This is a genomic window from Streptomyces sp. NPDC055243, from assembly GCF_044544025.1.
Taxonomy (GTDB): domain Bacteria; phylum Actinomycetota; class Actinomycetes; order Streptomycetales; family Streptomycetaceae; genus Streptomyces.
This window is the reverse complement of sequence record NZ_JBITWR010000006.1, coordinates 407,709-429,778: the sequence shown is the minus strand read 5'-3', so window position 1 is coordinate 429,778 and position 22,070 is coordinate 407,709. Positions and strand designations below refer to the sequence as shown.

Below are 22,070 nucleotides of genomic sequence, written 5' to 3'. Positions count from 1 at the left end.
CTCAGGGGTCGGCTCAGGGGTCGGCTCAACGGACAGCTCAGGGGACGGCTCAACGGACAGCTCAAGGGACGGCTCAGCGACGGAGACCGGAGCTCGCCGCCTTCCTGCGCGGCCGCAGGGCCAGGGTGACACCGGCCGACGTGGGCATGCCGCCGGGCCTGCGCCGCCGCACACCGGGCCTGCGCCGCGAGGAGGTCGCCCAGCTCTCCGGAGTCGGCGTCACCTGGTACACGTGGCTGGAGCAGGGCCGCCCGATCAACGCGTCCGCGCAGGTCCTGGACGCCGTGGCACGCACGCTGCGCCTGGACAAGCCGGAGCGCGAGCACCTCTACCACCTGGCCGAGGTGCCGTTCGAGCCGGACCGCAGGACCGCCTCCCCCGCGGCCGTCGGCCCGGAGATCCAGGGCATCATCGACGCCCTCGACCCCCACCCGGCGGTGGTCTACAACGCGCGGTACGACATCCTCGCCACCAACCCCGCCTACCGCGACCTCTTCTTCGTCCCACAGCTGGAGGCCCTCGGCTCGCCGAACGTGCTGTGGACGCTGTTCATCGCGCCCGACCCCGTCTGCCCGCTGGTCTTCCGGGACGAGGAGCTGCCGGTGATGGTGGCGACGCTGCGCAGTTCGTACGGCCGGCACGTGGGCGAGCCCGCCTGGGAGGACTTCATACGCCGCCTGTCCGCCGCGAGCGCGCTCTTCGCCGAGCTGTGGGAGAGCGGTGACGTGGCGCCGCCAGGACCCCGTGTGAAGACGTTCCGGCACGAGGCGGTCGGCGAGCTGCGGATGACGTCGGTCTCGCTGTCCATCAACGGCATGCCGGAGTGCCGGATCGTCGCGTACACACCGAACGACGAGGAGAGCCGCAACCGTGCGGCCGCGCTTCGCGCACTCAGGCCACCGGAAACGGAAGGATCCCGCCCTCTGATGAGGACGGGATCCGAATTGTGGAGCTAAGGAGAATTGAACTCCTGACCTCCTGCATGCCATGCAGGCGCTCTACCAACTGAGCTATAGCCCCGTGTGTTCTTTCCCGCTCGGCGGGCGAACAAGAAGAACTTTAGCCTGCGACCAGCCGGAATGTGAAATCCGGGTGACGGAGCCTTTGGGGGACCCTCTCAGGCCCTCCGACCAGCGGCTCTCGCCACCCGCCCGCCCGGGGCTAATCGTCGTCGCCGAGCACCGGCTCCGGCAGCGTGCCGGCGTTGTGCTCGAGCAGGCGCCAGCCCCGCGCGCCCTGGCCGAGCACCGACCAGCAGCAGTTGGAGAGCCCGCCAAGGCCCTCCCAGTGGTGGGACTCCAGGCCGAGCAGACGGCCGATGGTGGTGCGGATCGTGCCGCCGTGGCTGACCACGACGAGCGTGCCGTCCTCCGGCAGCTTCTCGGCATGGCGCAGCACGATCGGGGCCGCCCGGTCGGCGACCTCGGTCTCCAGCTCGCCGCCACCGCGGCGCACCGGTTCACCGCGCTTCCACGCGGTGTACTGGTCGCCGAAGCGCGCGATGATCTCGTCGTGCGTCAGGCCCTGCCAGTCGCCGGCGTACGTCTCCTGGAGGCCCTGCTCGTGCGTGACCTCCAGGCCGGTGAGGCCGGCGAGCTCACTCGCGGTGGCCGCCGCCCGCTTGAGGTCGGACGCCACGATGGCGTCCGGCTTCAGCGAGGCGAGCAGCCGGGCGGCGCGCCTGGCCTGCGAGACGCCCGTGTCGGTCAGCTCGATGTCCGTGGAGCCCTGGAAGCGGCGCTCCAGGTTCCAGGCCGTCTGGCCGTGCCTCCACAGGATGATCCGGCAGCCGCGGTTGGTCACCGAAGCTCACCGTCCAGGTCGGCTGCCTCCTCCGCGGCGCGCTGCTCGGCGTGCTCGGCGGCCTTGCCGCGGGTCGCGACGGCGTCCGCGGGCAGCTCGATCTCGGGGCAGTCCTTCCACAGGCGCTCGAGGGCGTAGAAGACACGCTCCTCGCTGTGCTGGACGTGCACCACGATGTCCACGTAGTCCAGGAGGACCCAGCGGGCTTCGCGGTCGCCCTCGCGGCGCACCGGCTTGACGCCGAGCTCCTTGTTCAGCCGCTCCTCGATCTCGTCGACGATCGACTTGACCTGGCGGTCGTTGGGCGCGGACGCGAGCAGGAAGGCGTCGGTGATCGACAGCACGTCACTGACGTCGTACGCGATGATGTCGTGCGCGAGCTTGTCGGCGGCCGACTGTGCGGCTGCCTTGATGAGCTCGATGGAGCGGTCCGTGGCGGTCACTAGTGAGCTTTCCTTCAGGTGGTCAAGACACACCAAGGGTCTCACGGACCGCCGACAGCACTCCCGGCGATCGCTCGATCACCCTGTCTGCTGCGTCACCCCGCCGAAGTCTGCTGCGTCAGCCCGCCGAAAACCCCGGCCGGGAGGCTCCCGGCCGGGGTCCGTGGCGTCATCCCGCCCGGTAGTCCTGGCCGAGGACGACCGACACATCCGCGTTCGGTGCGGTCTTGCCCTTGCGGACCGCGCCGTCCGGCAGTCCGAGGGTCTTGGCGACCTCGGCGGCCTGCGTCTTCTTGTCCGCGTCGGCGTACGTGACCTGCGAGGCGGCCTGGGCCGTGGTGCCCGCGCCGCTGTCGACGAAGGTGTAGCCGCCGTTGACCAGCGTGATCCGCGCGTCCTGCCCGGCGCCCTTGCTCCCGGAGGCGTTCTTGACGCCGACCCGCAGCGCCGCGCCCTTCTCCGGGCTCTTGACCGCGCCGCCGAGGACTTCCTTGACCACGTTCGCGCCGGCCTGCTGCGAGAGCGTCCCGTCCTGCCGCACCGGGAGCTGCTCCGTGGAGTAGTCGCCGCCCTTCGCACGGTCGGCGAGCTTGGCGAGGAAGGCGCCGAGGTCCTTCTCCTTGAGCGAGGGGTCCAGGATCTGCGCCAGCGACTGGACGGTGGTCGTCGCGGCCTGCGGGTCGGACGACAGCTTCCGCAGGACGCCCTGCATGACCTGCCCGAACCGCTTCAGCTGCGCGGTCTCGGTCTCGCCGGAGGCGCGGTAGGTGGCGTACGCGACGGCCATCGGGCCGCTCAGGGTCTGCTGCTCGCCCTTCTTCACGAGGGGCGCCTGCCCCTTCTTGGCCTTCGGGTCGGGCACATTGGCGTCCGTGTCGACGTCGATGTTGCCGACCAGCTCGACGAGGTTGTTCAGGTACGGGGTGTCGAGCCGCCAGGTGCCCTCGACCTGGGTGCCGAGCAGGGTGTCGATCGACTCGCGGGTGCCGGTCGAACCGTCGTCGTCGACCGACTTGCCGAGCGTCGTCCCCGCGCCCTCGTCGTCCGTCACGGAGAGGGAGTTGGGCAGCAGGACGGTGGTGCCGCGCTTGGTGGTGGTGTTGTTGACCAGGAGCGCCGTGGAGGTGCCGCCCCCCTTGGTGTTGTGCAGGTGGACGACGATCACGTCGCGGTTCTGCGGTCCGGCCGCCGCCGCGTCGTCGCCGGAGGCGTCGTCCGACAGGCCGGGCAGCTTGCCCGCGTACCAGAGGTAGCCGACGCCGCCCGCGATCACGAGGGCGAACACCACGATGAGCGCGACGACCCGGGAACGCCCGCGCCGCTTGGCCTCCTCGCGCCGCTCGGTGCGGCTCTCGGTGAACTTCAGCCAGTCGATGACGTCTTCGGACTCTTCGTCCGGCTCCTCGATGAAGGAGAACTGCTGGGTCTCGTAGGCGGGTTCGCGCTCGGCCTCACGCCGGGGCTCGGGCTCCGGTTCGGGGTCCGGCTCCGCCTCCGGCTGCCGCGACTGCTGCGGGATCCAGCCGGTCTGCGTCTGCTGGGGGGCCTGCTGCTGGTGGGGCTGGTGGCCCTGCTGGGGCTGGTGTTGGGGCTGGTGTTGGGGCTGCTGGTCGTACGTCCCGTAGGAACCGGAGTCGTACGAGGAGTCGTACGAAGGGTCGTACGACGGGACGGGAGCCTGCTGCCCGGTCGCGTACGGGTCGTAGCCGTAGCCCTGCGACTGCTGTTGCTGCGACTGCTGTTGCTGCTGCTGAGGCTGCTGGGCCTGTGCCCCGTACTGGTCGTACGAAGCCGAGGGCTGCACCTGCTGGTACACCGGCTGGCCGTACTCGTCGTACCCGACGACCTGGTACTGGTCAGCCGCGTACTCGCCCGCATACGGGTCGCCGCCCGCATACGGGTCGTACTGTCGGTCGTTCACCGGTGCCCCTCTCGGCTCAATCGCCGCGGTACAGCTCGCGCTTGTCGATATAACGCACCACACCGTCCGGCACCAGGTACCAGACGGGATCCCCCTTGGCGACCCGCGCACGGCAGTCCGTGGACGAGATGGCGAGGGCCGGGACCTCCACAAGGGAGACGCCGCCCTCGGGGAGCCCGGGGTCGGCCAGCGTATGGCCGGGCCGGGTGACCCCGATGAAGTGCGCCAGGGAGAACAGCTCTTCGGTGTAGCGCCAGGTGAGGATCTGGCCGAGGGCGTCGGCGCCCGTGATGAAGAAGAGGTCCGTGTCGGGATTGAGCGTGCGCAGATCGCGCAGCGTGTCCGTCGTGTAGGTCGGCCCGCCGCGGTCGATGTCGATGCGGCTCACCGAGAACCGTGGGTTCTCGGCCGTCGCGATGACCGTCATCAGATAGCGGTCCTCGGCCGGGGACACCGCCTTGTCGCTCTTCTGCCACGGCTGCCCGGTCGGCACGAACACCACCTCGTCGAGGTGGAACTGCGCGGCGACCTCCTGGGCCGCCACGAGGTGTCCGTGGTGGATCGGGTCAAACGTTCCGCCCATGACTCCGAGACGGCGCTTGCCCTTGCTGGCCGGGCCGGTACCGGGACCGGTAGGCATGTCCTGCTCTCCCATGCGTGCAGACCCTACCGGCCCGGTCGACGGGCTCTGGTTCAGCCGTCCGTTCCGTGAGATCGCTCGGCGGTGTCGCTCAGCGGTCGCGGTTGAAGCGCGTGGTGATCCACAGGAGCAGCATCAGCGCGACGAACGCGCCACCGCCGGTGATGAGAGGACTGATGCTTGCGTGCTCGTCGACGTGCTTGCCCTCGGAGGCGAGAGTGACCAGCTGGGAGGCGGTGCTGTGGAGGCTCATCGTCGGCAGGACCTATCCGGAGGTGGGCGGGACAAAGACTTACGGGCCATCGTATGCGGGGGCACCGGCCGAGCTCACGCCGACTCAGCTGTTCCGGTCGGCGACTCAGCCGTTCCGGTCGGCGACTCAGCCGTTCCGGTCGGCGCGGTCGGCCTTGTCGCCCGCGTCGCCGTCCCCGCCGGGACTGCCTTCACCGCGCCGCGCGTCCCCGCTCGGGCGCTGCGCGTCGGCACCCTGGCGGTAGCCCCGCAGCAGGAACCACGCGACGAGCACGCAGCCGACGACCATGACGATCAGCACGACGCGGAGCAGATTGCCCGCCCCCTGCTCCTTGGCGGCCAGGCCGGCCGCCTCCGTGACCCAGTGGTGGGCTGCGGCGCTGTGCTCCATGACGGCCATGACGGGCGACTCCATTCGCTGTGCTGCCCTGTCACGGTATCTCCGCCTAGGCTGGGCCCCACCTCGGGGGCATGACTGGACGAGCATGGGGGATGGGGCATGACCGACGACAACGACCACGGCCAGCGGGACGGTGGCCACGAGAACGTGCCGAGCAGGCAGCGCAGGCGCTTTCCCGGCATCTCGTCGCGGGCCTACGAACACCCGGCGGACCGGTCCGCCCTGGTGGCCCTGCGCAAGCTCAGCGGCTTCGACACCGTCTTCAAGGCGCTCAGCGGGCTGCTCCCCGAGCGGAGCCTGCGGCTGCTGTTCCTCTCCGACTCCGTACGGGTCTGCGACGCGCAGTTCGCGCACCTCAACACCATGCTGCGGGACGCCTGCTACATCCTGGACCTGGAGAAGGTCCCGCCGATGTACGTGAACCAGGACCCGAACCCGAACGCGATGTGCATCGGCCTGGACGAGCCGATCATCGTGGTGACCACGGGCCTCGTCGAGCTGCTCGACGAGGAGGAGATGCGCGCGGTCGTCGGCCACGAGGTGGGCCACGCCCTCTCCGGCCACTCGGTGTACCGCACGATATTGCTCTTCCTCACCAACCTGGCGCTCAAGGTCGCCTGGATCCCGCTCGGCAACATGGCGATCATGGCGATCGTGACCGCCCTGCGCGAGTGGTTCCGCAAGTCCGAGCTGTCGGCGGACCGTGCGGGACTCCTGGTGGGCCAGGACCTCAAGGCGTCGATGCGCGGTCTGATGAAGATCGCGGGCGGCAACCACCTGCACGAGATGAACGTCGACGCGTTCCTGGAGCAGGCCAAGGAGTACGAGGCCGGGGGCGACCTGCGCGACTCCGTCCTGAAGATCCTGAACGTGCTGCCGCGCACGCACCCCTTCACCACCGTGCGCGCCGCCGAGCTGAAGAAGTGGGCCGAGACCCGCGACTACCAGCGGATCATGGACGGCCACTACCCGCGCCGCGACGAGGACAGGGACACCTCGGTGTCGGACTCGTTCCGCCAGTCGGCGTCCAGCTACGCGGACGACGTGCGCAGCAGCAAGGACCCGCTGATGAAGCTGGTCAACGACATCGCGGGCGGCGCGGGCGACCTGGGCGGCAAGCTGCGCGGGAAGTTCACCGGGCAGGGCGGGCAGGGCGGCCAGGGCGGCCGGCCCGGCGAGCAGGGCAGCGGCACCACCGAAGAGAAGTAGCCCCTCAGAGCGAGGGCTGGGCGGTCACGGAGAGCGCCCCGCACAGCGCCGTGGCATCGCCCGTCGCGTACGGGTCGGTGCCCGCGGGGCCGCCCGCCTTCGCCTTCTGCCCGGCCAGCAGCGGCCGCAGCTGGTTGGCCGCGTCCGCGGAGCAGGCGAGCGGGCCCGCCTGCATGTACGACACCAGCAGCTCGGTCTGGCGCATCCGCAGGTCGTCGCGGTCGAAGCGGAACTGCAGCTCGCGCCGGACGGTGAACAGCGAGGCCTTGACGTGCTCGCTCTTGCCCGCCGGACGCAGCGCGTAGACGAAGGTGTGGTCCGAGGTCACCTCGAGGGTGTTCTTGTCCGTCTCGGTGGCGTGCAGGGTGCCGTGCACCCGGATGCCGGGCGTGGCGAGGGCCGTCCTCGTCGGGTCGAAGCGCACCAGCCAGCCGGTGGGCGCGTGCCGGCCGTCCGCCGCCGGGTGCGCGAAGCTCTCGTCGAACTGGTCGAGCTGGTGCGGGTCGAGCAGGATGCGCGCGGAGCGCACGGCGCCGCCGGTGAGGACGTCCGGGTCGAGCGAGGACTCGACCAGGTAGTCCTTGGCGGTGGTCAGCGCGGTCATCACCTGGCTGTCCGAGAAGTGCGGGGTGCGCCGCGCCGCCGGGAGGTTGATGCCGGACGCGCCCACCCGGAACTGCGCGGCGGGGCTGTGCGCGTACAGCTCGGACGGCTTCTCGGCGCCGGGCACGGGGCCGGGCGGGGCGAGCGGTATGACCGTCATCCGCAGCGGCTCGGGGCGCTGGGCGGCCGGGGACTGGTACGGATGGCGTACGCCCATGTAGATCGCGGTGCCGAAGGCGACGGCGATCAGCACGACGAGGATCACGGCCTGTTTGGAGAGGTGCCGGTGGCGCGCGGGCAGGCGGCGCACCGCATGCGTGTGGTCGCTCATGCGCTCCTGCGCGGAGTACTCCTGGAGCCGCGCGGCGCGGACGAACGACTCGTCGAAGACGACGGATCGGTACTCGTCCTCACCACCGGCGGGAGCACCCTCGGGGGTCCCCTCAGGTGGTTCTCCTGGCCCGCCCATACTTTCAGGGTAGGTCTCAGCGCCGTCAGGTAAACGCCCTGGTACACGACAAGTTCTGACAACTTCTCACGGGGTGCGCGGCGTCGCGGACACCGCCGGCGGCCCGTACTCCGCGGAGGCGGACGGCTCCGTGGACACGGGTGGCGGCATCGGGTCCTGGCGGCCCGTCGACGCGCCGCGGTAGACCGCGGTGAAGGCGAGCGCGACCATGCCGATGCCCATCAGAAGGGCGAGCATCCAGGCGACGGGGCGGTGCCAGCGGTTGTGGCCGCCGTAGCCGCCCTGCCTGCCGTACCCGTCCTCGGTGAACTCGCGGTCGTACACGTCGTCGAGGTCCGGGTCGTGGCCGAACTCGCCGCCGTCGTCCGGGCCGAAGCCCTCGTCGTAGAGGTCGTCCTCGGGCGATTCCCGGCCCGGCCCCCGGGTGCGGGCCCGGCGGTTCTCGGCCTCGGAGGCCTCGGCGCGCGCCTGGGCGGCGGCCAACAGCCGCTCCACCGCAGTGGGTTCATGGACTTCGGCGGCCTTGACGAAGTCCTCGTCGAAGACCACGGAGGCGAACTCTTCGTCCGCACCCCCGTGGTCGCGGTCGTCGTCGGGCTCCCAGCCGTCAGGAAACGACGGCGTGCCCCCCACGTCCTCCGGCACCCTTCCAGCGTAGACCTGGAAGGGGCAATCTGGGCAGACGGTACGGGAATTGGGCCCGTGCGGGAATTCAGCGGATGTGACCGTCGCCGGTGACGATGTACTTCGTCGACGTCAGCTCGGGAAGCCCCATCGGGCCCCGGGCGTGCAGCTTCTGCGTGGAGATGCCGATCTCGGCGCCGAAGCCGAACTGGCCGCCGTCCGTGAAGCGCGTGGAGGCGTTCACGGCGACCGTCGTGGAGTCCACGAGCTGGGTGAAGCGGCGCGCGGCCTGCTGCGAGGTGGTGACGATCGCCTCGGTGTGCCCGGAGGTCCACAGGCGGATGTGCTCGACGGCCTGCTCCAGGGAGTCCACGATGCCCGCCGCGATGTCGTACGAGAGGTACTCGGTCTCCCAGTCCTCCGTGGTCGCGGGCACGACGGTGGCCTTCGACCCGTCGGCGTACGTGATGACCCGCTCGTCGGCGTGCACGGTGACCCCGGCCTCGGCAAGGGCGTCCAGGGCGCGCGGCAGGAAGGCGTCGGCGATGTCCGCGTGGACGAGGAGCGTCTCGGCGGCGTTGCAGACGCTGGGGCGCTGGGCCTTGGAGTTGATGAGGATGTCGACGGCCATGTCCAGGTCGGCGTCGGCGTCCACGTAGACGTGGCAGTTGCCGGTGCCGGTCTCGATGACCGGGACGGTGGACTCCTCGACGACGGTCTTGATCAGCGAGGCGCCGCCGCGCGGGATGAGGACGTCGACGAGGCCGCGGGCGCGCATCAGCTCGCGCACGGAGTCGCGGTTCTCGCCCGGCACGAGCTGGACGGCGTCGGCGGGCAGGCCCGCTCCGTGGACGGCGTCGCGAAGGACCCGCACGAGCGCCGTGTTCGATTCGTACGCCGACGACGAGCCCCGCAGGAGCACCGCGTTGCCGGACTTCAGGCAGAGGGCGGCGGCGTCCACGGTGACGTTCGGACGGGCCTCGTAGATGATCCCGACGACGCCCAGCGGGACGCGGACCTGGCGCAGGTCGATGCCGTTCGGCAGGGTCGAGCCGCGCACGACCTCGCCGACGGGGTCGGGCAGGCCCGCCACGTCGCGCACGTCGGCGGCGATGGCACGCACCCGCTCCGGGGTGAGCGTCAGACGGTCGACGATGGACTCGCTCGTCCCGGCCTCCCGGGCACGGGCGGTGTCCTTGCCGTTGGCCTCGATGATCTCGGCGGTGCGGACCTCGAGGGCGTCGGCGATCGCCAGGAGCGCGTCGTCCTTGGCGGCGCGCGGCAGCGGCGCCAGCGTCGCGGCGGCGCCGCGGGCGCGGTAGGCGGCCTGGGCGACGGGCGAGAGGTTGTCGTACGGCAAGCCCGAGAACGGAGGGGTGAGGGACGTCATGTCCGCAGCGTAATGGGGACCGGCCGGGGTCCACCCGCTGTTTCAGCAGCCGAGACCGGTGTGCCCACGACGGCTCAAAAAGGGTGCACGCCCACCGGGGTCGCGGGCAGCGGGCCGTACCCCTCCGCGATCCGCTGGTGGTATGTGTCGCGGTCGATCACTTCGAGCCCCACGATCTCCCACGGCGGGAGCTGCGCGCTCTGCCGGTGCTCTCCCCAGAGCCGGAGCGCGACCGCGGCGGCGTCGTGCAGGTCGCGGGCCTCTTCCCAGTACCGGATCTCCGCGTGGTCGGGGGCATACCTGCTGGTCAGCAGGAAGGGGTGGTCGTGCGCGAGCTGTTCGAGACCGCGCCTGACCTCTTTCAGCGGAGCTTCGGCCCCCGAGACACTCAGGGTGACGTGCCACAGACGGGGCGCCTCCACCGTCTCGCCCTCCGGTCTCTCGTCCGTCTCGCCCGCCGCTTGCGTGTCGGTGTACGTCGCCCCCGCGGCGACGCTGGTCAGGGACCGCTCAGCCGACGCGCGGGACGACGCTCCCGGGCGCACTCGTCTCACGACGGCCTCCTCTACGCAATGGTGGTGCGGATACGCAATGGTCGTGCGGAAGTGTCTGGAACAAAGTTGAGCAGGCCAAGCGCCCCCGCGGGGCGGTTTTGGGGAGTTTCACCTCGCAGGGGCCGGTCGGCGCGCGGCGTTCGCGCCTGTTTTCGGCCGGGGGCCGCTGGGGCCCCTGTGACTCCTGGGACGACGAGACCGCGCGCGAGGGGGGTGGCGAAGGGCTAGTCGTGCAGCAGGGCGAGGTCGTCGCGGTGCACCACTTCCCGCTCGTACGCCGGTCCGAGCTCCCGCGCGAGCTCCCGCGTGGAACGGCCCAGGAGCTGCGGAAGCTCCTTGGCGTCGAAGTTCACCAGACCGCGCGCCACGGCCCGCCCCGCGGTGTCCCGCAGCTCGACCGGATCGCCCGCGGCGAAGTCGCCCTCGACCGCCGCGATCCCGGCGGGCAGCAGCGATTTGCGCCCCTCGACGACCGCGCGCACGGCCCCGTCGTCGAGCGTGAGCGCGCCCTGCGGCTCGGAGGCGTGCTGGAGCCACAGGAGCCGGTCGGCGGAGCGGCGGCCGGTGCGGTGGAAGTACGTACCGGTGTCGCGGCCCGCGAGGGCGTCGGCGGCGTGCACCGCGGAGGTCAGGACGACCGGGATGCCGGCGGCCGCGGCGATCCGCGCGGCCTCGACCTTGGTGACCATGCCGCCGGTGCCGACGCCCGCCTTGCCCGCGCTGCCGATCTGGACGTGCGCTATGTCGGCGGGGCCCGTCACCTCGGAGATCCGGGAGGTGCCGGGCCTGGCCGGGTCGCCGTCGTAGAGGCCGTCCACGTCCGAGAGCAGGACGAGGAGGTCGGCGCGGACGAGGTGGGCGACGAGCGCGGCGAGCCGGTCGTTGTCGCCGAAGCGGATCTCGTCCGTCGCCACGGTGTCGTTCTCGTTCACGACGGGCAGCGCGCCCATCGCGAGGAGCTGGTCGAGGGTGCGCGACGCGTTGCGGTGGTGGGCGCGGCGGGCCATGTCGTCGGAGGTGAGGAGCACCTGCCCGACGCGTACGCCGTAGCGCGCGAGGGAAGCGGTGTAGCGGGCCATGAGAAGGCCCTGGCCGACGCTGGCGGCCGCCTGCTGCCTCGCGAGGTCCTTGGGGCGCCTGCGCAGGCCCAGCGGCGAGAGCCCGGCGGCAATGGCGCCGGACGAGACGAGCACGATCTCGCGCTCGCCGCCGCTGCGGCTCTTGGCGAGCACGTCAACGAGCGCGTCAACGCGATCGGCGTCCAGACCTCCCGACGCGGTGGTCAGGGACGAGGACCCGACCTTGACGACGACCCTGTGGGCCTCTGCGATGCCCTGCCTTGCCCCAGCCACGTGCTTCCCCAATTGATCCCGAAGATCCCATTCCCTGCCGGACCAGCCAATCTACGCGAGTGCCCAGGCGGGGCGCCCCAGCATTTCGAGGGGCGGACCGAGGACTCCCCCGAGGTAGAACACGGCCCCGAGGTTCAGTACCTTTGCCCCTTTATCCGGTGATTGACGTCACGGAAGATTGCTACAGGGCCACCGCACGTCATACGGTCAGTGGTCGCCTTGCTCGACATCCCCCCCCGTCCGATCCCCCCGATCCCCCGCCAGGAGCCCAAGCCCGTGCCCTCTGCCGGACTCGCATCCCGCCGCATCGTGCAGCTCTCCGCGCTGTTCGCGATGTTCGCGCTCTTCACGGCCCAGCTCGTCAGCGCGCTGGTCCCGTATGTACCGGTGTTCATCGCCGCGTCGGCGGCGAACCTCGCGCTGGACGTCTATCTGCAGTACAAGCAGCCGGGCCTCCTCTCCCTCCTTGGCAAGATCCGCTTCGATGTCACCGTCAGGCAGCTCCTGCGCGACATGCTGATCCTGGTCGGCCTGCTGCGCATCGACGGCATCGAACCGCTGGCCGAGCAGTCGCCGCTGACCATCTCGCTGCTCGCCTTCTACTTCCTGCACTTCGGCTGCCAGGCCACCGCCATAATGGTGCGCCGCCGCCGCCAGCTGCCGATCGTCACGCGCAACATCGACACGTCCGAGCTGCACCTGACCGCGGCCCCGCCGCGGATCCTCTCGCGCCGCCAGGCCCACCGCCTGCTCACGTTCTCGATCCCCGCCACGGCAGGCCTGATGGTCACCGCGGGCACCACGGACGCGTACTGGGGCGGCATCGGCCTGGGGATCTCCATCGCCCTGATGGGCCTCGGCGCTGTCTACCTCGCCACGTGGCTGCTCCCCAAGAAGCGCGCGAAGAACGACGAGAAGGTCATGGAGTGGCTGGACAACTGGCTGGCCGACTACCAGCCGTCCGTCGCCATGTACTTCTCGGGCGGCGCCACGTCCGCGTACCAGGCGAACATGTGGCTCTCCACGCTCTCCAAGCTCGACGGCAAGCCGCTGATCGTGCTGCGTGAGCGGTTCATGGTGCAGAAGATCGACGCGACGGACGTCCCGATCATCTGCTTCCCGAAGGTCGCGACGATGTTCTCCCTGGAGACCTCGACGCTGAAGATGATGCTGCACCCGGCGAACGCCGCGAAGACCTCGCAGGTCCTGCGCATCCCGACGATCAAGCACGCCTTCATCAACCACGGCGAGAGCGACAAGCTGTCCTCCTGCAACCCGTACGCGAAGGCGTACGACGAGGTGTGGGTGGCCGGACCCGCCGCGCGCGACCGCTACCAGGCCGCCGACGTGGGCGTGGACGACAAGGACGTGGTCGAGGTCGGCCGCCCCCAGCTGTCCCCGATCCTGCGGTCCACGGGCGCCCCCACGGGCCCGTTCACGACCGTTCTGTACGCCCCCACCTGGGAGGGCTGGGACGGCAACCCCGGCAACACGTCGGTGACCCTCGCGGGCGAGAACATCGTCCGGCACCTGCTCGCCGACCCCGGCGTCCGGCTCATCTACAAGCCGCACCCGATGACCGGTTCGCAGGACCCGCGCGCGGGCGCCGCCAACGAGCGCATCAAGGCGATGATCCGCGAGGCCGCAGTCAAGCGTTCCGGCGAGCGTCCCGGCCAGGACGCCCTGGCCGAACTGTCGCGCCGCACCGCCGACCTGGACCGGCTGACCTCGACCGCGTTCCGCAAGAGCGTGGACGAGATGGAGCGCATGATGCTCCAGGGCACGCCGGACGGCGACCAGCAGGCGGCAGTCGCCGAGGCGACGGCGGCGTGGGAGGCCGCGTACTGGGCGTCGTTCCCCGAGTGGGAGCACCAGATCATCACCACCGCGCGCCCCGCGATCTTCTCCTGCTTCAACCAGGCGGACCTGCTGATCAGCGACGTCTCCTCGGTCGTCTCCGACTGGCTGACGAGCGAGAAGCCGTACGCCGTCGCCAACACGTCCGGCATGTCCGAGACGGACTTCCGCGCGGGCTTCCCGACGGTGAGCGCGGCAGCGATCCTCTCCCCGACCGCCGAGGGCGTCCCGGCGCTCCTGGAGGCCGTCCGTTCTCCGGAGAAGGACACGCACGCCGACGCCCGCCTGGCCCTCAAGGAGCACCTCCTGGGCCCGTCGGACCCGCCCTCGCTGGTCCGCTTCAACGAGGCGGCCCTCGCGCTCTCGGCCAAGGCCGACGAACGCCGCATCCGCATGGCCACCCGCATCGACGCGGAGATCCCCGGCCAGCGGGCGGCGGAGGACGCGGCGGAGGAAATGGAGTCCGACCCCACCGAGCAGAACGGCGCGGAGGACTCGGTAACGGCCTAAGAGCGCCCCGTCAGTGGGCGCCCCGTAAGGGGCGCGGGGCTGTGACATTTGCGGCTCCGCCGCGTGGGCGCGCCAAGCCCCCACGCACCCGCACGGTGCACGCACAAGAGAAGGGCCCCCGGAGCAAAAGCTCCGGGGGCCCTTCTCACTGCTCTGGGCGCCCCCGCCAGAGACCGCCTAGAACGGCTCGAAGTCGTCGTACGCCTTCTCGGCCTCGTCCCGCTCGGTGTCCCGGTCCCGGCGGCGCTGAGCGGCCGGACGGGGCTCCTCGAGGCGGTGGTCCTCGCCGCGGCGGCCGAGCATCTCCGCGCCGGCCATCACCGAGGGCTCCCAGTCGAAGACGACCGCGTTCTCCTCGGGGCCGATGGCGACGCCGTCGCCGCTGCGCGCGCCCGCCTTCATCAGCCCTTCCTCGACGCCGAGCCGGTTCAGCCGGTCCGCGAGGTAGCCGACGGCCTCGTCGTTGTTGAAGTCGGTCTGGCGCACCCAGCGCTCCGGCTTCTCGCCGCGCACGCGGTAGATGCCGTCGTCGCCGAGCTTGACGGTGAAGCCCGTGTCGTCCACGGCCTTGGGCCGGATGACGACCCGGGTCGCCTCCTCCTTCGGCTTCGCGGCACGCCCCGCGGCCACCACCTCGGCGAGCGCGAAGGACAGCTCCTTGAGGCCCTTGTGCGCGATGGCCGACACCTCGAAGACGCGGTAGCCGCGTGCCTCCAGGTCGGGCCTGACGAGGTCCGCGAGGTCCTGGCCGTCCGGTACGTCGATCTTGTTGAGGACGACGACCCGCGGCCGGTTCTCCAGGCCCGCGCCGTACTCCCTCAGCTCGGCCTCGATGATGTCGAGGTCGGAGACGGGGTCACGGTCGGACTCGAGGGTCGCCGTGTCCAGGACGTGCACCAGGACGCTGCACCGCTCGACGTGCCGCAGGAACTCGAGCCCGAGGCCCTTGCCCTGGCTGGCGCCCGGGATCAGGCCGGGCACGTCGGCGATGGTGTAGACGGTCGAACCGGCCGTCACCACACCGAGGTTGGGGACGAGCGTCGTGAACGGGTAGTCCGCGATCTTCGGCTTGGCGGCGCTCAGGACCGAGATCAGCGAGGACTTGCCCGCGCTGGGGTAGCCCACGAGCGCGACGTCCGCGACGGTCTTGAGCTCCAGGACGACATCGCCGCTCTCACCGGGCTCGCCGAGGAGGGCGAAGCCGGGCGCCTTGCGGCGGGCCGATGCGAGTGCCCGGTTGCCCAAGCCGCCGCGGCCGCCCTGCGAGGCGACGTACGTCGTGCCCTGGCCGACCAGGTCGGCCAGGACGTTGCCGTCCTTGTCGAGGACGACGGTGCCGTCCGGCACGGGCAGGACCAGGTCCTGGCCGTCCTTGCCGGAGCAGTTGTCGCCGGCGCCGGGGGCGCCGTTGGTGGCCTTGCGGTGCGGGGAGTGGTGGTAGTCGAGCAGGGTCGTGACCGACTGGTCGACGACCAGGATCACGTCACCGCCACGGCCGCCGTTGCCACCGTCAGGGCCGCCGAGCGGCTTGAACTTCTCACGGTGGACGGAGGCACAGCCGTGGCCCCCGCTACCCGCGGCGACATGCAGCTCGACGCGGTCCACGAAGGTGGTCATGGGATGTGCCTCCAGAAAACGTACGAAAGGTTAAGGGCGAAATGCCCTTAGGTGTAACACGCGAAGGGCGGACCCGCTTCCCGACAGGGAAGTGAGGTCCGCCCTCGCGAAGAACCTGTTCTACGGAAGCCTGATTCAGGCGACCGGAACGATGTTCACGACCTTGCGGCCACGGTGGGTGCCGAACTCCACCGCACCGGCGTCCAGCGCGAACAAGGTGTCGTCCTTGCCACGGCCGACGCCCGAGCCCGGGTGGAAGTGGGTGCCACGCTGGCGGACCAGGATCTCACCGGCGTTGACGGTCTGACCGCCGAAGCGCTTCACGCCGAGCCGCTGAGCATTGGAATCGCGCCCGTTCCGAGTGGAAGATGCGCCCTTCTTGTGTGCCATGTGTTCTCAGTCCCTTACTTCGCAGCCGTGGGGATACCGGTGACCTTGATCGCCGTGTACTGCTGGCGGTGACCCTGGCGACGGCGGTAGCCGGTCTTGTTCTTGTAGCGAAGGATGTCGATCTTCGCGCCCTTGTGGTGGTCCACGACCTCGGCCGTGACCTTGATACCGGCAAGCACCCACGGGTCACTCGTCACGGCGTCGCCGTCGACAACGAGCAGCGTAGAGAGCTCTACGGTGTCGCCAACCTTGGCGGTGGGAAGCTTGTCAACCTCAACGATGTCGTCGACAGCAACCTTGTGCTGGCGACCACCGCTGCGCACGATGGCGTACACGGATCTCTCTTTCGCTCGGAACGGGACCCCCGCAGTCCAGCCGGCCGTTCGCACAGCCAGCCTCTCCCGAGCGCCGGGGCGCCGGAAGGAAATCAGGGTTTACAGGGGTAGGACGTGCTAGTAACACGCCGACGGTCAAGATTACGGGGCTGGGCCGGACGGGTCAAACCGGCTTCTCGCCGTCCGGCGGCAGCGGCTTGACGCCCTTGCACAAGTCGGTGGTGTCGGCCTTGCCGGGCCAGGCCACCGTGCGTACGCGGTCGAAGTGTCCGCGGTACGCGTCGTGCACCGAGTCGTCGTCGATCTTGATGATCGCCTCGTCGTTCTCGCGCAGCGCGGGCGCCGTGTAGTTCTGCGAGCCGGTGAAGGAGAGCTTGTTCTGCTTCCCGTCGTACTTGCCGTCGATGAGCAGGTACTTCGAGTGGATGATGTAGGGCGTCACCAGCTTGGTGCCGGGGCGCAGCGGGTCCCGGTCGTCGTTGAAGCAGCGCAGGGTCGGCCCGCCCGCCTTGTGCAGGGCCTCCCAGGTGCCCGGGGTGCCGCCCTGGCTCTTGGCGCTGTCGGTCTCGGCGTAGACGATGCTGACCGTGCAGCCCGCCTTCTTGAGCGAGACGAGCTTGTCGGCGATCTGCTTCCGGGTGATCTTGAAGATCGAGGCGCGGATGTTCGTGTGCCGGGCCACCCCGGCCGCGTCCCGGTAGTTGCACTGCACGTTGTTCAGGACCGAGTACATCGTGTCGGTCTCGTTGACCGTGCCGGAGCGCGGGAAGAAGTACGCCTTGTAGAGGCCGTCGCTCACCGTGCGGTAGTCCCAGTTCCGCCAGTCCTTGCGGATCATGTCGGCGAAGTAGTCGGAGTACGCCTCGTACATCGTCGGGTTGTTCGGGAGCTGCAGCGCGTCGTTGAAGAACTTCGTGTGCGCGGAGGGCGTCGAGTTCGACGTGGTCTGCACGACGACGTCCCTGGCGCCCTCGACCTCGGAGAACAGCCAGAACTTGTTGTGCATGATCGACTTGCCGTACGCGGGGTCGCCCAGGCACGACTTGTTGGCCGGGCAGAGCGTCACGAAGGACGGCCTGGTCCTGTCGGTGCCGAGCTCCACCGCGAGCCTGCCGTACGCGGTGTTCGTGGGGCGGTCGCTCCTGCTGGACTCGTCGAGCACCATCTGCACGCGCACACCGCGGTTCTTGGCCGCCACGAGCGCGTCCACGACCGGGGCCTCCCACACGTGGTAGACCGCGACCTTGATGGTCGAGCCCGGCACGGCGGCGTTCGTCAGCTCGATCAGCCGGGTGCGGATCGCGTGCTGCTGCTCGGGGGTGCCCAGCGGGTCGTTGAACAGCGGGGCCTCGACCAGGGGCGGCTCCCCGTCGGCCGCCGCCGTCCCCACGGCGCTGACGGTCTGGATACCCGCCGCCGACAGGACCGTCGCCAGCGCGACGGCCCGGCGTCCGCCCTTGACCTGCTTCACGGCACGGTGACGTCCCGTGCCTCCCAGGCGACCGTGCGCCATCGTCCACCCCTCCCCTGACACGAACGGAACGTCTCCCCAAACGCCACGCTCGCGTGTTCCTGCACCAACCGCATGAGTTTTACAGGTACTTCACCGTGTTCCAACAGCCAGGTGCCCCCGGCACGGTGGATTCACCGTGCCGGGGGCACCCGGTCATACGTACGGACCACGAAGGGGCAGGTCAGCCCTCGTCTGCCGCGGAGGCCTTGACACCGGCCGGCGCCTGCTCCGCGGCGGCGGTCTTCTTCGTCGTCTTCGACGCCTTCTTGGCCGTCGTCTTCTTGGCGGCCGTCTTCTTGGCCGCGGTCTTCTTGGTGGCGGCCTTCTTCGTGGCCGTCTTCTTGGCGGCGGTCTTACGCGTCGCCTTCTTGGCCGGAGCGGCTTCCTCCGCGTCGGCCTCGGACCGCTCCGTGGCCTGCTCCGCGCTCTGCGGGGCCTGAGCGGCCTTCTCCGCCGACGGGACGACCAGGACGGCCGCCTCCTCGGACGCGGTCGGCGCGGTGGCCTTGCGGACCGCACGGCGGCGCGGACGGGCCGGGGCGGCGTCGGCGGGGGCCTCGGCCACGACCGGCTCGGCCACCGGCTCCGCGACGGGCTCCGCCTTGGGCGCCTCGGTGACGATCACCTCGGCGGCTTCCGGCTCGGTGCTCTGCGCGCTCTTGGGCGAACCGGCGGGCGCCGTCGCCTTGCGGGTCGCACGACGGCGCGTACGCCCCTTGGGAGCGGCGTCGTCCACCGGCGCCTCGGGGGCTGCCTCGACGGCGGGAGCGGGCTGCGGGGCAGCCTCCTCCTGGGCCGGGGCGGCCGGAGCCTCGACGACCGGGTCCTCGGCGGCCGGAGCCTCGGCCGTGGCGGCCTGCCGGGACTTGGAGCGCTTCTCCGACTTGGGCGCGCTCTCCGCGTGCGGGGCGCCGGCCGGAGCCGAGGCCCTGCGGGTCGCCCTGCGGCGCGAACGGCCACCACGGGACGACGCGGCCGCCTCGGCCTCGGACGCGCTGCTGTAGAGCTCCTCGTCCGGCACGAACTCCGGCTCGGGAAGCGCCACCGGGGCGGCGGCCTCCGCCGCGACCTCGGCCTCGGACTCGGTCTCGACGTCGGCCTCGTCGGTGCCCTCGTGCTCGTGGTCGTGCTCGTGCGTGTGCTCCTGACCCTGCTCGGAGCCGCCGCGGCCGCGCTTCTTGCGCTTGCCGCCGCCACCGGCGGAGGTCGGCTGCTCCATGTGCACGATCACGCCGCGGCCGTTGCAGTGGACGCAGGTCTCGGAGAAGGACTCCAGGAGGCCCTGGCCGACCCGCTTACGGGTCATCTGCACCAGGCCGAGCGAGGTGACCTCGGCCACCTGGTGCTTCGTGCGGTCACGGCCCAGGCATTCGAGCAGACGGCGCAGGACCAGGTCCCGGTTGGACTCGAGCACCATGTCGATGAAGTCGATCACGACGATGCCACCGAGGTCGCGCAGGCGCAGCTGGCGCACGATCTCCTCGGCCGCTTCGAGGTTGTTCCTCGTCACGGTCTCTTCGAGGTTGCCGCCCTGCCCGGTGAACTTGCCGGTGTTGACGTCGACGACGATCATCGCCTCGGTCTTGTCGATCACCAGCGAGCCGCCGCTGGGCAGCCAGACCTTGCGGTCGAGCGCCTTCATCAGCTGCTCGTCGATGCGGTACGTCGCGAAGACGTCGACCTCGGAGGTCCAGCGCTGCAGGCGGTCGGCCAGGTCGGGGGCGACATGGGCGACGTATCCGTGGATGGTGTCCCAGGCCTCGTCACCGCTGACGATGACCTTCGAGAAGTCCTCGTTGAAGATGTCGCGGACGACACGGACGGTCATGTCCGGCTCGCCGTACAGAAGCGTCGGCGCGGCGCCGCCGTTCTTCGCCTTCTTCTGGATCTCTTCCCACTGCTGCTGCAGACGCTCGACGTCACGGCGCAGCTCGTCCTCGCTCGCGCCCTCGGCTGCGGTGCGCACGATGACGCCCGCGTCCTCGGGGACGATCTTCTTGAGGATGGTCTTCAGACGCGCGCGCTCGGTGTCGGGCAGCTTGCGGCTGATGCCGGTCATCGAGCCCTCGGGCACGTAGACCAGGTAGCGGCCGGGCAGCGAGACCTGGCTGGTGAGGCGGGCGCCCTTGTGGCCGATCGGGTCCTTCGTGACCTGCACGAGGACCGACTGGCCGGACTTGAGGGCCGACTCGATGCGCCGGGGGCCGTTGGCCATGCCGAGGGCCTCGAAGTTGACCTCACCGGCGTACAGGACCGCGTTGCGGCCCTTGCCGATGTCGATGAACGCGGCCTCCATGGACGGCAGCACGTTCTGGACCTTGCCCAGGTAGACGTTGCCGACGTACGAGGTGGCCTGCTCCTTGTTGACGTAGTGCTCGACGAGCACGTTGTCCTCGAGGACGCCGATCTGGGTGCGCTCGCCGTTCTGGCGGACGACCATCACCCGCTCGACGGCCTCGCGGCGGGCGAGGAACTCCGCCTCGGTGATGATCGGCACACGCCTGCGGCCCTGCTCGCGGCCTTCGCGGCGGCGCTGCTTCTTGGCCTCGAGACGGGTCGAGCCCTTGATGGACGTGACCTCGTCGACGCCGGTGCCGAGCTCGCGCTCTTCCTTCTTGCGCGGCTCACGGACCTTGACGACCGTACGCTCCGGGTCGCTCTCTCCGCCGTCCGCGTCACCGGAGTCACCGGCGCGACGGCGACGGCGACGGCGGCGACGGCTGCTGCTGGAGCCGGCACCCGAGCCGTTGTCGTCCGCGTCCTCGTCGGACTCCTCGGCGGTCGGCTCGGCGTCCTGCTCGGCGGCGTCCGTGTCGGAGTCCGCTTCGGCGTCCGCGTCCTGCTGGTCGCCGGAGTCGTCGGCGGACTCACCGCGGCGGCGGCGACGGCCACCACGACGGCGACGACGGCCGTGCCGCTCGCCGGAGTCGTCGGACTCGTCGTTGTCGTTGTCGCTGTCCGCGGCGGTGTCCTCGGCCTCTTCGGGCTCGGGGGTCTCGGCCTCGGCGGGCTGCGGAGCGGCCTTGGCGGGCTCGCGCTCGGCGGCGGGCTGCTCGTCCGCGGCACGACGGCGGCGGCGACGGCGCGGGCCGGTCTCCTCCTCCACCACGGGTGCGGCGGCGACGGGCTGCTCGGCCTCGACCTCTTCGGCGGGCTCGTCGGCCGCTTCGGCGGCGGCAGCGGCGGCAGCGCTCTCGGGGGTCTGGAACATCGGCGCGGCGAACACCGGCGCCTGGAAGACGGCGACGGCGGGGCGCGGCTTCCTGCCGGAGCCCTCCTCGGTGTCACCGGCACGCGCCTTGCGGGCCCGCGTCGGGGCGGGCGCCGAGAATCCGGCGGCGGCCTTGCGGGTGGCACGGCGGGGACGGCGGCCCGTGGGCGCGTCCTCTTCGGCGGGTTCCGCTTCGGGGGTCTGCTCGGCCGCGGCAGGCGCGGCGTCCGCCTTCGGCTCGGCGGCGGGGGCCTGCTCGGCGGCCTGCGGCTCGGCTGCGGGCGCGGACGAGCCACGGGTCGCGCGGCGGCGGGCACGGCGCGGGGCGGCATCGCCGGACTCCGGCTGCGTCTCGGGCGCGGCCTCGGCGGCGGGCTCCTCCACGGCGGGCTCGGCGGCCACCGGCGTCTCGACGGCGGCCTCGGCAGCCTGCGGCGCACCGGCGGGCGCGGAGGCGCGGCGGGTGGCACGGCGGCGGCGCGGGGCGGGCGCGGTCTCTTCGGCCTCGGCCTCGGCCGGGGCGGGCTCGGCGACCTGCGCCTCGGCGGGCGTCTCGGCGCCCTGCGGCGCACCGGCCGGAGCCGACGCACGGCGGGTCGCACGGCGGCGACGCGGCGCGGGAGCTGCTTCCTCGGCCGGTTCGGGCTCGGGAGCGGCGGCCACGGCGGGCTCTTCGGCGGCGGGGGTGGCCGGTATGGCCGGAGCCGCGCCTTCGGTGCTCCCGGCGGCCCCCACCGGCGGACCGGCGGGCCGCGACGCCGCACGGCGCCTGCGGCGCGGCGGCAGGGTGTCGCTGGGGGTGTTGTTGTCCGAGCCCTCAGTGGGTTCGTTCGGCTCAAGCATGCGGGCGGTTCTCCCGTCACGCTCCCGGGCGCCGCGCCTGGTCCGGTGATGTCCGCGGCCCTCGCTCACCTACGCGGGGCCGCCATCCGGGGGCGTGGGCGCCGCACGGGAGCTCTATGTGTCTGTCTCGCCGG

General features: G+C 71.1%; 19 protein-coding genes and 1 tRNA gene. 3 read left to right on the top strand and 17 right to left on the bottom strand.

From position 1 onward, the window contains the following. Positions 1-125 precede the first annotated feature (125 nt). Positions 126-956 carry a helix-turn-helix transcriptional regulator gene (locus ACIGXX_RS20510; protein WP_399977455.1) on the top strand — a complete coding sequence of 277 codons (831 nt, stop codon included), beginning with the start codon at positions 126-128 and terminating at the stop codon, positions 954-956. Here ACIGXX_RS20510 and ACIGXX_RS20505 read toward each other — a convergent pair. The 7 genes from ACIGXX_RS20505 to ACIGXX_RS20475 all read right to left on the bottom strand — a co-directional run bounded on the left by ACIGXX_RS20505 (position 948) and on the right by ACIGXX_RS20475 (position 5,459). Continuing rightward, positions 948-1,020, bottom strand: a tRNA-Ala gene (locus ACIGXX_RS20505). The two genes, ACIGXX_RS20510 and ACIGXX_RS20505, sit on opposite strands and share 9 nt — an antisense overlap. 141 nt (positions 1,021-1,161) lie before the next feature. After that, positions 1,162-1,803: a histidine phosphatase family protein gene (locus tag ACIGXX_RS20500; RefSeq protein WP_366461943.1), complete on the bottom strand. Its 642-nt coding sequence runs from the start codon at positions 1,801-1,803 to the stop codon at positions 1,162-1,164. Then, positions 1,800-2,246, bottom strand: coding sequence for a ribosome silencing factor (rsfS, locus tag ACIGXX_RS20495; protein WP_351160491.1), 447 nt, complete (start codon positions 2,244-2,246; stop codon positions 1,800-1,802). Before rsfS ends, ACIGXX_RS20500 begins: the two co-directional genes overlap by 4 nt. Before the next feature lie 169 nt (positions 2,247-2,415). Then, positions 2,416-4,167, bottom strand: a complete 1,752-nt coding sequence (locus tag ACIGXX_RS20490) for an LCP family protein (RefSeq protein ID WP_399977450.1) — start codon at positions 4,165-4,167, stop codon at positions 2,416-2,418. Positions 4,168-4,183: 16 nt separating this feature from the next. Next, on the bottom strand, positions 4,184-4,822 hold the full coding sequence (gene nadD, locus ACIGXX_RS20485) for a nicotinate-nucleotide adenylyltransferase (protein ID WP_351160496.1): 639 nt from the start codon (positions 4,820-4,822) through the stop codon (positions 4,184-4,186). Between the two features lie 76 nt (positions 4,823-4,898). Further along, the gene (locus ACIGXX_RS20480; protein WP_344528407.1) at positions 4,899-5,060 is read right to left on the bottom strand and encodes a hypothetical protein; all 162 of its coding nucleotides are present in this window, start codon (positions 5,058-5,060) and stop codon (positions 4,899-4,901) included. Positions 5,061-5,186: 126 nt separating this feature from the next. Beyond that, a complete protein-coding gene (locus tag ACIGXX_RS20475; RefSeq protein WP_351160743.1) occupies positions 5,187-5,459 on the bottom strand; it encodes a hypothetical protein in 273 nt (90 codons plus the stop codon). Positions 5,460-5,558: 99 nt separating this feature from the next. Here ACIGXX_RS20475 and ACIGXX_RS20470 point away from each other — a divergent pair, with 99 nt between their 5' ends. Further along, positions 5,559-6,668 carry a M48 family metallopeptidase gene (locus tag ACIGXX_RS20470; RefSeq protein ID WP_383818853.1) on the top strand — a complete coding sequence of 370 codons (1,110 nt, stop codon included), beginning with the start codon at positions 5,559-5,561 and terminating at the stop codon, positions 6,666-6,668. Positions 6,669-6,672: 4 nt separating this feature from the next. On the opposite strand, the gene ACIGXX_RS20465 is transcribed toward ACIGXX_RS20470, so the two are convergent. The 5 genes from ACIGXX_RS20465 to proB form a co-directional block, all read right to left on the bottom strand. Beyond that, positions 6,673-7,740, bottom strand: a complete 1,068-nt coding sequence (locus ACIGXX_RS20465; protein ID WP_351160501.1) for a hypothetical protein — start codon at positions 7,738-7,740, stop codon at positions 6,673-6,675. Positions 7,741-7,806: 66 nt separating this feature from the next. Next, complete coding sequence (locus tag ACIGXX_RS20460; protein ID WP_351160504.1) at positions 7,807-8,385, bottom strand: hypothetical protein; 579 nt, start codon at positions 8,383-8,385, stop codon at positions 7,807-7,809. 67 nt (positions 8,386-8,452) lie between these two features. Continuing rightward, the gene (locus ACIGXX_RS20455) at positions 8,453-9,754 is read right to left on the bottom strand and encodes a glutamate-5-semialdehyde dehydrogenase (RefSeq protein WP_351160506.1); all 1,302 of its coding nucleotides are present in this window, start codon (positions 9,752-9,754) and stop codon (positions 8,453-8,455) included. Positions 9,755-9,828: 74 nt separating this feature from the next. Continuing rightward, complete coding sequence (locus ACIGXX_RS20450; protein ID WP_351160508.1) at positions 9,829-10,308, bottom strand: hypothetical protein; 480 nt, start codon at positions 10,306-10,308, stop codon at positions 9,829-9,831. 224 nt (positions 10,309-10,532) lie between these two features. Next, complete coding sequence (gene proB / locus ACIGXX_RS20445) at positions 10,533-11,660, bottom strand: glutamate 5-kinase (RefSeq protein ID WP_383818858.1); 1,128 nt, start codon at positions 11,658-11,660, stop codon at positions 10,533-10,535. Between the two features lie 276 nt (positions 11,661-11,936). Between proB and ACIGXX_RS20440 the strand changes: the two genes are divergently transcribed. Continuing rightward, complete coding sequence (locus ACIGXX_RS20440; protein WP_351160511.1) at positions 11,937-14,027, top strand: hypothetical protein; 2,091 nt, start codon at positions 11,937-11,939, stop codon at positions 14,025-14,027. Between the two features lie 177 nt (positions 14,028-14,204). Here the strand turns inward: ACIGXX_RS20440 and obgE are convergent, their stop codons facing one another. From obgE to ACIGXX_RS20415, 5 genes are all read right to left on the bottom strand, one after another. Beyond that, positions 14,205-15,644 (bottom strand): GTPase ObgE, encoded by a 1,440-nt coding sequence (gene obgE, locus ACIGXX_RS20435; protein WP_351160513.1) that lies wholly within the window; start codon positions 15,642-15,644, stop codon positions 14,205-14,207. A gap of 135 nt (positions 15,645-15,779) precedes the next feature. Continuing rightward, on the bottom strand, positions 15,780-16,034 hold the full coding sequence (gene rpmA / locus ACIGXX_RS20430) for a 50S ribosomal protein L27 (protein WP_030564037.1): 255 nt from the start codon (positions 16,032-16,034) through the stop codon (positions 15,780-15,782). 14 nt (positions 16,035-16,048) lie between these two features. After that, complete coding sequence (gene rplU / locus ACIGXX_RS20425; protein ID WP_160505004.1) at positions 16,049-16,369, bottom strand: 50S ribosomal protein L21; 321 nt, start codon at positions 16,367-16,369, stop codon at positions 16,049-16,051. Between the two features lie 163 nt (positions 16,370-16,532). Then, positions 16,533-17,882, bottom strand: coding sequence for a phospholipase D-like domain-containing protein (locus ACIGXX_RS20420; RefSeq protein ID WP_351160517.1), 1,350 nt, complete (start codon positions 17,880-17,882; stop codon positions 16,533-16,535). Positions 17,883-18,063: 181 nt separating this feature from the next. Next, positions 18,064-21,936, bottom strand: coding sequence for a ribonuclease E/G (locus ACIGXX_RS20415; RefSeq protein WP_399977438.1), 3,873 nt, complete (start codon positions 21,934-21,936; stop codon positions 18,064-18,066). Positions 21,937-22,070 lie beyond the last annotated feature (134 nt).

Bases quoted from the DNA above. Each gene is read 5' to 3' on its own strand.
- nadD (WP_351160496.1), bottom strand. From the start codon at position 4,822: ATGGGAGAGCAGGACATGCCTACCGGTCCCGGTACCGGCCCGGCCAGC.
- ACIGXX_RS20480 (WP_344528407.1), bottom strand. From the start codon at position 5,060: ATGAGCCTCCACAGCACCGCCTCCCAGCTGGTCACTCTCGCCTCCGAG.
- ACIGXX_RS20475 (WP_351160743.1), bottom strand. From the start codon at position 5,459: ATGGCCGTCATGGAGCACAGCGCCGCAGCCCACCACTGGGTCACGGAG.
- ACIGXX_RS20470 (WP_383818853.1), top strand. From the start codon at position 5,559: ATGACCGACGACAACGACCACGGCCAGCGGGACGGTGGCCACGAGAAC.
- ACIGXX_RS20465 (WP_351160501.1), bottom strand. From the start codon at position 7,740: ATGGGCGGGCCAGGAGAACCACCTGAGGGGACCCCCGAGGGTGCTCCC.
- ACIGXX_RS20455 (WP_351160506.1), bottom strand. From the start codon at position 9,754: ATGACGTCCCTCACCCCTCCGTTCTCGGGCTTGCCGTACGACAACCTC.
- obgE (WP_351160513.1), bottom strand. From the start codon at position 15,644: ATGACCACCTTCGTGGACCGCGTCGAGCTGCATGTCGCCGCGGGTAGC.
- rpmA (WP_030564037.1), bottom strand. From the start codon at position 16,034: ATGGCACACAAGAAGGGCGCATCTTCCACTCGGAACGGGCGCGATTCC.
- ACIGXX_RS20420 (WP_351160517.1), bottom strand. From the start codon at position 17,882: ATGGCGCACGGTCGCCTGGGAGGCACGGGACGTCACCGTGCCGTGAAG.
- ACIGXX_RS20415 (WP_399977438.1), bottom strand. From the start codon at position 21,936: ATGCTTGAGCCGAACGAACCCACTGAGGGCTCGGACAACAACACCCCC.